6 protein-coding genes are annotated in these 6,573 nt (G+C 67.5%); 3 read left to right on the forward strand and 3 right to left on the reverse strand.

All coding sequences use genetic code 11. The features are described from left to right. Nucleotides 1-92: 92 nt before the first annotated feature. On the reverse strand, nucleotides 93-596 hold the full coding sequence (locus tag AC2W7M_RS17285; protein ID WP_486133560.1) for a DUF6790 family protein: 504 nt from the start codon (nucleotides 594-596) through the stop codon (nucleotides 93-95). Between the two features lie 215 nt (nucleotides 597-811). Between AC2W7M_RS17285 and AC2W7M_RS17290 the strand changes: the two genes are divergently transcribed. Beyond that, on the forward strand, nucleotides 812-1,084 hold the full coding sequence (locus tag AC2W7M_RS17290; protein WP_486133562.1) for a hypothetical protein: 273 nt from the start codon (nucleotides 812-814) through the stop codon (nucleotides 1,082-1,084). After that, nucleotides 1,012-1,452, forward strand: coding sequence for a Pr6Pr family membrane protein (locus AC2W7M_RS17295; protein ID WP_486133564.1), 441 nt, complete (start codon nucleotides 1,012-1,014; stop codon nucleotides 1,450-1,452). The genes AC2W7M_RS17290 and AC2W7M_RS17295 overlap by 73 nt, the downstream gene beginning before the upstream one ends. A 221-nt stretch (nucleotides 1,453-1,673) precedes the next feature. On the opposite strand, the gene secA is transcribed toward AC2W7M_RS17295, so the two are convergent. Next, complete coding sequence (gene secA, locus AC2W7M_RS17300) at nucleotides 1,674-4,454, reverse strand: preprotein translocase subunit SecA (RefSeq protein WP_486133566.1); 2,781 nt, start codon at nucleotides 4,452-4,454, stop codon at nucleotides 1,674-1,676. Nucleotides 4,455-4,668: 214 nt separating this feature from the next. Beyond that, nucleotides 4,669-5,202 carry a hypothetical protein gene (locus AC2W7M_RS17305; protein WP_486133568.1) on the reverse strand — a complete coding sequence of 178 codons (534 nt, stop codon included), beginning with the start codon at nucleotides 5,200-5,202 and terminating at the stop codon, nucleotides 4,669-4,671. A 135-nt stretch (nucleotides 5,203-5,337) separates the two neighbouring features. On the opposite strand from AC2W7M_RS17305, the gene AC2W7M_RS17310 reads away from it, so the two are divergent. Continuing rightward, nucleotides 5,338-6,573 (forward strand): efflux RND transporter periplasmic adaptor subunit (locus AC2W7M_RS17310; protein ID WP_486133570.1); only part of this gene is annotated, 1,236 nt, incomplete at its 3' end.

Raw genomic sequence — 6,573 nt, forward strand, 5'->3', positions numbered from 1 at the left:
CGCCGGCCGGCCTGGACGATACCGGCCTCTCGGAAGCCGGCGGCGGCGCGCCCTCCGTGACCGGCACGATCGCGCCGCGCTGAGCCTCCGGCTCAGTCCTCCCGGCGCAGCGCGCCCTGAAGCCCGCCGCTGCGCGCGTAGGCGTAGAGCAGGCCCAGCAGCCACAGCGGTATGAACGTGTCGGTGAAGGCCGGCATGAGGTTGTAGGGCGCGAAATCGTGCGCCACCACCAGCTCGCGCACATGGCCATAAGCCGCGCCCAACATGAAGAACGACCAGCCGAGCGCGGTCGCGACCCAGAACCCGCCGCCGATGAAGACGCAGAGGAAGCCGAGGAGGCCCCAGGCGCCATCGTGCAGGCCCACCTCGAACTGGAACGGGCTGCCCGCCGGCCAGCCGATCAGCCGCGCGGCTTCGTCGGCGAAGAAGACGTGCGGGACGAAGCCGAAGACGAAGCCGACCAGGCCCACGTCGAACACGAAGGCATAGACCAGCAGCAGGCGCAGCACGTTGCGGCGCGTCCACGGCCCCTTGGTCACGGCGAGATGGGCGAACGGCAGCAGCACGCTCGCAAGCACGATGACGACGACGATCATGGGGCCCTCTCAGCGCCGACACCGCAGACGCATCAGGTGAGCACGAAACCGGTGCACCCTCAACGGTAGCGAGTCTGGATCCAAGCCACCGTTTTCGATTTGCGCCGAACGGTTCTAAGCTTTGCCTTGGCCGAGCGAGCCTGCCGCCGGCCTGGAGCCGGCGCCGTCCGGCCCGGCGCGCGGCGCTGTCTTTCCCGGGGGCCGGAGGGGGCATCATGGAACGGTGGGGCAGGGGCCTGGCTTTGGTGGCGGCGCTGGTGGGGTTCGCGGCGCTGGCGCTCCAGCTCGGCATCATCGTCGTGAAGGAGGCCGAGGCGGGACTGGGGCCGCTCCACGCGCTCGCCGCCGGGCTGTGGCGCTTCCTCGGCTACTTCACCATCCTCGGCAACATGTTCGCCGCCGCCGTGCGCTCGCCATGGCGCTGGCGCCCGGGCGCGCGCTCGCCGGGCCGCGGGTGCGGCTTGCGGCGGTGGTGGCGATCGTGCTGATCGGCATCGTCTATTCGCTGCTGCTGCGGCACGTGTGGAACCCCACCGGCTGGCAGGCGGTGGCGGACCATGCGCTGCACGACGTGATGCCGCCCTTGTTCCTTCTCGCCTGGGCGCTGATGCCCCATGGCGGGCTCGCCTTCCGTGACGCGCTGTGGGCCATGGTGCCGCCGCTCGCCTACCTCGCTTATGCGATGGCGCGCGGCGCCGTGGACGGCTGGTACGCCTACTGGTTCCTCGACCCGGCGAAGCTCGGCCCGGAGCGCACGGCGCTGAACGCGCTGGCGCTCGCCGCCGGCTTCTTCGCCGCCGGCCTGCTGCTGGTGGCGCTCGACCGCGCGCTGGCGCGGCGGGCCAAGGCCCGCTGAGAGCTCTCCAGCTTTGCCCGGTGTGTTGTCCGCCGGGCGCGGGCGGCGCCTCCTGGGAGGGCGCGGAACCCCTCACCCCGGCCCTCTCCCGCAAGGGGAGAGGGGGCGCGAACGGCAAGGGGCCCGTTTTACGACGCGGGGCGTTGCGAGCGGTGGCCTTGCCGCTTCCTCGGGGGCGCGAACGGAGGGGGTTGGGCTTTACGAAACGGCCGCCATCGCGCTCAGGCGAAGCGGCCGTGGCAGTGCTTGTATTTCTTGCCGGAGCCGCAGGGGCAGGCCTCGTTGCGGCCCACCTTGCCCCAGGTGGACGGATCGTCCGGGTTGCGTTCGGCCACCGCGATGTCGCCCGAGAGCAGCGGCTGGGGACGGGAACCGATGGCGGCGCCGGCCTCGGCCATCTCGTCCTCGCCGGTCAGCGGGTTCTCGTGGTGCGCCTCCATCGCCGGCAGATCGCCCATGGGCGGCGGCTGGGTGACGATCTCCACCCGCATGAGCTGGGCGGTGACGATCTCGCGCAGCCGGTTGAGCAGCGCGGAGAACAGGTTGAAGGCCTCGGACTTGTACTCGTTCAGCGGATCGCGCTGGGCATAGCCGCGCAGGCCCACCACCTGGCGCAGGTGGTCCAGCATGGCGATGTGCTCGCGCCACAGATGGTCCAGCGTCTGCAGGAGAATGGACTTCTCCACGTAGCGCATGAGGTCCGGCCCGTACTGGGCACTTTTCGCCGCCATCCACTCGTCGGCGCGGCGGATGATGCGCTCGGTGACCTCGGGGCCGGCGATGCCCTCTTCCTTGGCCCAGTCCTTCACCGGCAGATCGAGGCCCAGCACCTCCTTGATGGCGGCGTCGAGGCCGTCCACGTCCCACTGCTCTGGATAGGCGTTCTCGGGGATGAACTTCGCCACCGTCTCGGTGATGAGGGCATGGCGCATGTCCTCCACCGTCTCGGCCACGTCGTCGTCGTTCATCAGCTCGACGCGCTGCTCGAACACCACCTTGCGCTGGTCGTTGAGCACGTCGTCATACTTGAGCAGGTTCTTGCGGATGTCGTAGTTGCGCGCCTCGACCTTCTGCTGCGCCTTCTCCAGCGCCTTGTTGATCCAGGGATGGACGATCGCCTCGTCCTCCTTGAGGCCGAGCTTCTGCAGCATGCCGTCGAGCCGGTTCGACCCGAAGATGCGCATCAGGTCGTCTTCCAGCGACAGGAAGAACTTGGAATGGCCGGGGTCGCCCTGGCGGCCGGAGCGGCCGCGCAGCTGGTTGTCGATGCGCCGGCTCTCGTGGCGCTCGGTGCCGAGCACGAACAGGCCGCCGGCGGCGAGCGCGGTCTTCTTGAGCTCCTCCACCTCGCGGGCGATCTTCGCCTCGGCGGCGGCGCGCTCCTCGCCCTCGGGCAGGTCGCTCAGTTCGTGGGCGACGCGCATCTCCACGTTGCCGCCGAGCTTGATGTCGGTGCCGCGGCCGGCCATGTTGGTGGCGATGGTGATGGCGCCGGGCACGCCGGCCTGGGCGACGATATAGGCTTCCTGCTCGTGGTAGCGGGCATTCAGCACCGCGAACGAGCGGGCATTGCTGCGGGTGCCCGAGGTGGCGGCGGGGTCGGAGAAGTCCACCTGGCGGAAGCCGTCCTGCTTCAGCAGTTCGGCGAGCAGCTCCGACTTCTCGATGGAGGTGGTGCCCACCAGCACCGGCTGGCCCCGCTCGTGGCAGTCGCGGATCAGGGTGATGATGGCCTTGTACTTCTCGGCCGCCGACCGGTAGACCTCGTCGTCGTCGTCGATGCGCGAGACCGGCACGTTGGTGGGGATCTCCACCACTTCGAGCTTGTAGATGTCCTGGAACTCGGCCGCCTCGGTGGCCGCCGTGCCGGTCATGCCGGCGAGCTTCTGGTACAGGCGGAAATAGTTCTGGAAGGTGATGGAGGCGAGCGTCTGGTTCTCCGGCTGGACCGGGACGCGCTCCTTGGCCTCCAGCGCCTGGTGCAGGCCTTCCGAATAGCGCCGGCCCGGCATCATGCGGCCGGTGAACTCGTCGATGATGACCACCTCGCCGTTGCGGACGATGTAGTCCTTGTCGCGCTGGAACAGCGCGTGGGCCCGCAGCGCCTGGTTGACGTGGTGCACCACCGAGACGTTCTCGATGTCGTAGAGGCTCTCCGACTTCAGCAGCCCGGCCTCGGCAAGCATCTGCTCCATCTTCTCCATGCCCGCTTCCGTCATGGTGACGGTGCGCTGCTTCTCGTCCACCTCGTAGTCTTCCTTCACGAGGCGCGGAATGTAGGTGTCGATGGTGTTGTAGAAGTCCGAGCGGTCGTCGAGCGGGCCGGAAATGATGAGCGGCGTGCGCGCCTCGTCCACCAGGATCGAGTCCACCTCGTCGACGATGGCGTAGAAATGCGGGCGCTGCACCATCTGGGCGCGCTCGTACTTCATGTTGTCGCGCAGATAGTCGAAGCCCAGCTCGTTGTTCGTGGCGTAGGTGACGTCCGCCTGATAGGCGACGCGGCGCTCGTCGTCGTCGAGGCCGTGGACGATGATGCCGGTGGACAAACCGAGGAAGCGGTAGAGGCGGCCCATCCACTCGGCGTCGCGCTTGGCGAGGTAGTCGTTCACCGTGACCACATGCACGCCCTTGCCGGCCAGCGCGTTGAGATAGACCGGGAGGGTGGCGACCAGGGTCTTGCCCTCGCCGGTCTTCATCTCGGCGATGCCGCCTTCGTGCAGCACCATGCCGCCGATCAGCTGCACGTCGAACGGGCGCATGCCGAGCGCGCGCTTGGAGCCCTCGCGCACGGTGGCGAAGGCCGGCACCAGGAGGTCGTCGAGCGAGGCGCCGGCGGCGATCTGTTCGCGGAACTGCTGGGTGCGGGCGCGCAGGGCCTCGTCGGACAGGCCCTCCAGCTCCTTCTCCATGGCGTTGATGGCCTGGACGCGCGGGCGGTAGCCCTTGACGCGACGGTCGTTCGCGGAGCCGAAGAGCTTGCGGGCAAATCCACCTAGCATGGGTATCTCTGTTCCGATCGGTCTCGAAGGCGGCGGGCGCAAGCGGCCGGACCCCCGGGAAATTGGGCGTTCTTCAATACCCCCAATGCGGCGGCAGCAAGTCGGGAACCCGGGTCCCGCACCTGCCGCAAGGGCGCGCGGGGCAACGATGACCCTGAAGCCGCCATAGGGGGCGCAAATCCTCGCGGACACTTATGAACGGGTGGGGGCAATGTCAATGCGAGGGGGGCGCGGCGCGCCTCTCCACCCACCAGTAGGTGAGGCCGCCCAGTGCGCCAGGGAGAATGAACAGCCATGCCCAAGCAGCCAGAGCGTGTGGATTTGAGATCATGTTCACGGGCGTGACGGGGGCGATCGCTCCTTCGGGGTCCCAATCAGGCGCGAAAAAGGGAGCCGAGAGTGTGCCGAAAGTTCCTCCAAGCACTGCGCCAAACAAAATATACCAAATGGGATGTATGATACGGAATCGTTGTGAAAGAAAATGAAAAATGATTGACGGAAAGGCGCATAATATACTGACAAAGAGGGCATATCCGATGAGAAATGCAAAGGAAAACATAATTTGCTCGCCGATTGGTCGAGCGATAGCCCCGGTTTTTTGCTGAACACCAAAAGACAGTGCCGCAAATATATAGATGTTAGCCGCCAGACTCGAAATGGCGGCAGCGGAGAAGAAGCCAAGCAGCCCGCCACGCTCGGATTTTGTCCGAGGCGCAGGCCGAGCGGGGGAAGAGCCGATCTGAGTCATCATCCGCTCCCACGCGTGCCTTGGCCACAGGACCTCTCAAAACCATGTATCTCCTGATTGTGGCGAATTCCTCTCATGGACACGTCATGGACCCGTGCTTAGTATCCGCCGCGACTGCACAATGGGGGAATGGGTATGGTCGGGGGAATCCGGGTGTCCGGCCTGCGCCGTGGCGGCATTGCGGTTTCGGCCGCGCTTGCGCTTGCCGCCTGCGAGGAGAAGAACACCTATGTGGCCCCGCCGCCGCCCAAGGTGACGGTGGCCCCCGTGCTCCAGCAGCCGGTGACGCGCTTCCTGGAGCTCACGGGCAACACCGCCTCGATCAATTCGGTGCAGCTCAATGCCCGCGTCCAGGGCTTCCTCACCTCGATCAACTACCAGGACGGCCAGCTCGCCAAGAAGGGCTCGGTGCTGTTCGTGATCGAGCAGGACCAGTACAAGGCCAGCCTCGACCAGGCCAAGGCGACGCTGGCGGCGAATCAGGCGCTCCAGGTGCAGGCGGAGGCGGAGTACAACCGCCAGGCGCAGCTCGCCAAGCAGGACTTCGCTTCCCAGGCCACCCTCGACCAGGCGCGCGCCAAGCGCGACCAGTCGGTGGCCAACGTCGCCAATGCCCAGGCCGCGGTGCAGACGGCGCAGATCAATCTCGGCTACACCGAGGTGACGGCGCCCTTCGACGGCCTCGTCACCGCCCACCAGCAGGACGTGGGCGCGCTGGTCGGCTATAGCGGCCCGACCCAGCTCGCCTCCATCGTCCAGGTGGACCCGATCTATGTGTGGTTCTCGCTGAGCGAGCAGCAGGTGCTCAACATCAAGGAGCACCTCGCCAAGACCGGCCGCACGCTCATGAGCGTCGAGCGCCGCATCGGCGACATCCCGGTGGAGATCGGCCTGCAGACCGAGCAGGGCTTCCCGCACCAGGGCAAGCTCGACTACATCGCCCCGCAGGTGGATCCGAACCTCGGCACGCTCACCGTGCGCGGCATCTTCGACAACAAGAACATGGCGCTGCTGCCCGGCCTGTTCGCGCGGGTGCGCCTGCCGCTCGGCGAGGCGGCGCAGACCATCCTGGTGCCCGATGCCGCCATCGGCCACAACCAGCTCGGCGCCTATGTGCTCACGGTGAACGCGGACAATGTGGTCGCCCAGACCATGGTGACCACCGGCCAGCTCCAGCCCGACGGCCTGCGCGCCATCGAGGCGGGCCTCAAGGCGGGCGACCGCATCATCATCAGCGGCCTCCAGCGCGCCGTTCCCGGCTCGAAAGATCGACCCGGAGGTGGGCAAAGATCGTCGGTGTCGCGCCGACCCGAAAGGCGGGCACCGCGCCGGCGACGCCTGCCGCTGCGCGCCGGCCGCGCCCGCCGCCAC

Source organism: Xanthobacter sp. BG11Y11_SDJG (assembly GCF_057364445.1).